4 protein-coding genes are annotated in these 3288 nt (G+C 58.1%); 3 read left to right on the forward strand and 1 reads right to left on the reverse strand.

Annotated features, from left to right (window positions below):
* On the reverse strand, nucleotides 1-195 hold a 195-nt coding region (locus AC1DYI_RS30325; RefSeq protein ID WP_477207832.1), incomplete at its 3' end, for a helix-turn-helix domain-containing protein.
* A gap of 140 nt (nucleotides 196-335) precedes the next feature.
* On the opposite strand from AC1DYI_RS30325, the gene AC1DYI_RS30330 reads away from it, so the two are divergent.
* From AC1DYI_RS30330 to AC1DYI_RS30340, 3 genes are all read left to right on the forward strand, one after another.
* Complete coding sequence (locus tag AC1DYI_RS30330; protein WP_477207833.1) at nucleotides 336-824, forward strand: hypothetical protein; 489 nt, start codon at nucleotides 336-338, stop codon at nucleotides 822-824.
* Between the two features lie 92 nt (nucleotides 825-916).
* On the forward strand, nucleotides 917-1330 hold the full coding sequence (locus tag AC1DYI_RS30335) for a hypothetical protein (protein ID WP_477207834.1): 414 nt from the start codon (nucleotides 917-919) through the stop codon (nucleotides 1328-1330).
* 67 nt (nucleotides 1331-1397) lie between these two features.
* Nucleotides 1398-1889, forward strand: a complete 492-nt coding sequence (locus AC1DYI_RS30340) for a hypothetical protein (protein WP_477207835.1) — start codon at nucleotides 1398-1400, stop codon at nucleotides 1887-1889.
* Nucleotides 1890-3288 lie beyond the last annotated feature (1399 nt).

A 3288-nucleotide genomic window follows, 5' to 3' on the forward strand; every position in this document is an offset into this window, starting at 1 on the left:
GTCATAGAAGCGCTGGCCGAAGTCGGCGGCGTAGGTCCTGAAGCCATAAGACTTTGCGCGTTCTTGCTCCCGCCAAATGGTAGACCGATGGCAGCCGACAAAGCGTGCCACGGCGGCCGCACGAGCGCCGTAGCGCAAGCAGACCTCAATACGAACGCGATCTGTCGAGGACAGGTGAGAGTATCGGATTCCCATTCGTGCAACTGCTCCTTGGAGAAGAAGTGTTGCACTTCAAATCTGAGGCGAAGCTGGTGCCTAACCCCTCCGTCAAGGGGACGTCCCGCCAGCGGGCCGCCCCTTACGTCGAACGTTAGGTGGCAAACCACCACCATCACATGCCGGCCTTCTTCCAGTCGCCATTGATTGACCTTGTCGAATACGGCAAACGCCAATCTCGGCCCGCTTCAAGCCGACGATTTGCCGCTCACGTCGTCTCTATGGCAGATCAAACCGTGCTTAGGTGCATGCCTACGGGCGAGCTTCAGGGGGTAATCTCATGTGTCCGGCAGCAATTGCGTAACCTGAAGTGGCGCGAATACATATGGGTTATCCCGCTCAACTCGTACCGGTACGTCGACGGAACCTTCGAACTCGAAGGGCGTGATCAAATTCTTCCCAAAGCCGTAGTTGCTACAACTCTTCGCTATCGTGAAGCGCTCAACGAACGAGGAACCGGTCTTCGCTCAATCATCTTTGGCGAATTTGTCCGTGGACTCGAATGGGCCTGCTACTCAAGCATCTTCGAGTCCAGCCTTGAGGCAATGCCTCAAGTCCCACTCATTGAGCCGTCCTTGGTCAATCAGTACGTGCGCGAGTTAGCGTGAGGCTACCCAACCTGCCACCTAACCCCTCCGTCAAGGGGACGTCCCGCAAGCGGGCCGCCCCTTACGTCGAACGTTAAGCATCAAGAAGCAACATGCAACGTTCCAGCACGATTCAACTTCTCGCCTCCAGCGCGGGGCTTGCGCTCCTTACCCTACTCGTCGTCGCTACAGCTCTTTTGTATTTCCCCGAACACTTCTGGCTTGCTGCAGCTTTCGGTGGCGTCATCACCTTTCTCTTGGCCTTCGCCGCTTGGAGCGGCGTCCTTTGGCAAGGCAGGCGTAGCGGCAGTGAGCCAGAATCCTGGCGAGAATGGCTCGGCCTCTTCTTTGGCGGCGCCTTGCTTAGCGCATTCTTCCTCTACATCGATGTCGAAGTGGCCAAAGGGCAGCCAGGGTTCAGCGCCGTCTTCACCGTTGCGGCGCTTGGCCTCACCTTCATATCGCTCCCGAGCGCCCTTCGGGCGTGGCTGCTTGCAAAGCTTTCCGCCGGGCACGATGATGCTTAACCCCTCCGTCAAGGGGACCTGCCTGCGGCAGGCCCCTTACGTCGAACGTTAGGTGCCGAACACTCCCATGCGTATCCATCTCTTCATGGCGATGTGCATCGCAGCATCGGCCGCTCAAGCAGAAGTGTCCCCGCATTCGACGGGCGACTATTACAACGATCTTRGTCAGGTTCACGGCGCAGCGCTTTACATCAAGCAGTATCAAGAGATCTGCGCCCCTGAATTTCCAGACCTTCGGCCACAAATTGACCGCGCGTACGCAGAGTGGAGCAGAAAGTACGGGAAGTTCCAGCAGGAGCTTGAATCTCGTCTAAGCGCGAGCCTTTGGCAGGAGGCTGGGGGCAACCCCACAAAGCATGGTGAAGTCGTGCAGAAAGTCGCCGCGGCCTTTGCTGATCTCAAGCTCCAGCTGCGCAATCAGCTCACCGAAGGCGGCCCAGCCAGCTTTCGAAAAGCCTGTTCCATCTATCCCGCCCTCCTGAAGGGCGAGCGCGCCGATCTAGAGCATTTCTACGCCAATCACATCGCGGTAATTCGAAAAGGCCCACCAGCCAAATGATCGCGCCGGCGGCACCTAACCCCTCCGTCAAGGGGACGTCTTGCGCCAGGGCGCAAGCCGCCCCTTACGTCGAACGTTAAGCAACTCGAAGACAGCTACGTATGCATCCGCGAACCCCACTGACACGTGCCGATCGCCGACGGGACATGCTTCGCCACTTCCCAACTCTGCTTGCCCGCTGGTCCGGAGCAACAGCCCGAATGACTGAACTTACGAGAAGTCATGCGTCTTTGTTACTTGAGTTGAGATTTTCGGATAGACCGGGCTGCTTGCGCATTGCATGCATCGAGCCGATATTCATTCAGGGATCTACCACTTGGGAGAACGCGCACCTAACGGTTGAGCTTTCGCCTACTGAACAGTTTGAGCTGTACGATCGCAGAGCCGATGTGCGCATAACAGCTGGCAAAGTTGAGATCGCAGAAGTTCATGAAGCCGGGCAAGGCCGCTAAGCCAGAGTACAGAGCCGCTCGCCAATCTCGGAAGTGCTCTTCGAAGCAATGAATTTTGCCGTCAACGCCGCGTTGCCTAACCCCTCCGTCAAGGGGACCTGCCTGCGGCAGGCCCCTTACGTCGAACGTTAAGCCCGCAGCTTATGGCCGCGTTCAATGAACTGAGAAACACCCATTGCGATTCAACAACCGATTTCTAGGTCAAATTGTCAAAGTCTCAGTCCTGCTGTGTCTGACCGGATGCCTGGCCGGCTGCGAATCGATCCTCCGAGTTATCTTCAACGATGGTCAAGGTCTTCGTTCGCAGGCTGAGCAGCCCGGTCGGTCGTCAGTAGCAACGCTACAACTCACCGGCGGCGAGAAGTCGCATGAAGCGCTTCAAGCTGAATCACCGATCCTGCGATAACCATTCTCTTGAGTCATAAACTTAGCCCCGCGCTGTCATCCCTTCACCGACCCGTTCTCGCAGCCAAACAGCCAGGTGCCCCGGTGAATGCGGCGCCTAACCCCTCCGTCAAGGGGACGTCCCGCAGGCGGGTCGCCCCTTACGTCGAACGTTAAGCCCACAGCCGGGTTGAAGCCCAGTTCACTTGAAGCGTCTTCTGCCAATGCCAGCTTCTCAAGGCCTCGGTCTCGATGCCTTGTGCATGGGAGAGGCGTGCCCGCTTCAGCGTCGGCGTGGACTGTCCGTCCTTCGGCGGCCAGCGCACGGTCGGTGGTCGCTTCGGCCTTCCGCCTGCCAAGTTCGTCAAGAAATTGAAGCCTTGGCGCTACGTCACAGTTCAACAGTGCCTGCGGTCACGGTTGGAGCTTGGGGTGGGAGCTTCTACTGGGCCGGTTCTTCCGCCTTGGCTGGCTGGCCAAACCGAAGCAGTCCCGGTGCTGCATAGCCAGGCTCCGGTCAGCCGAGTAGCATCTCCAGTTTCCTCGGGTCCGTCTGCCTTGCA

It is taken from the genome of Ideonella sp. P3_A4 (assembly GCF_056403075.1).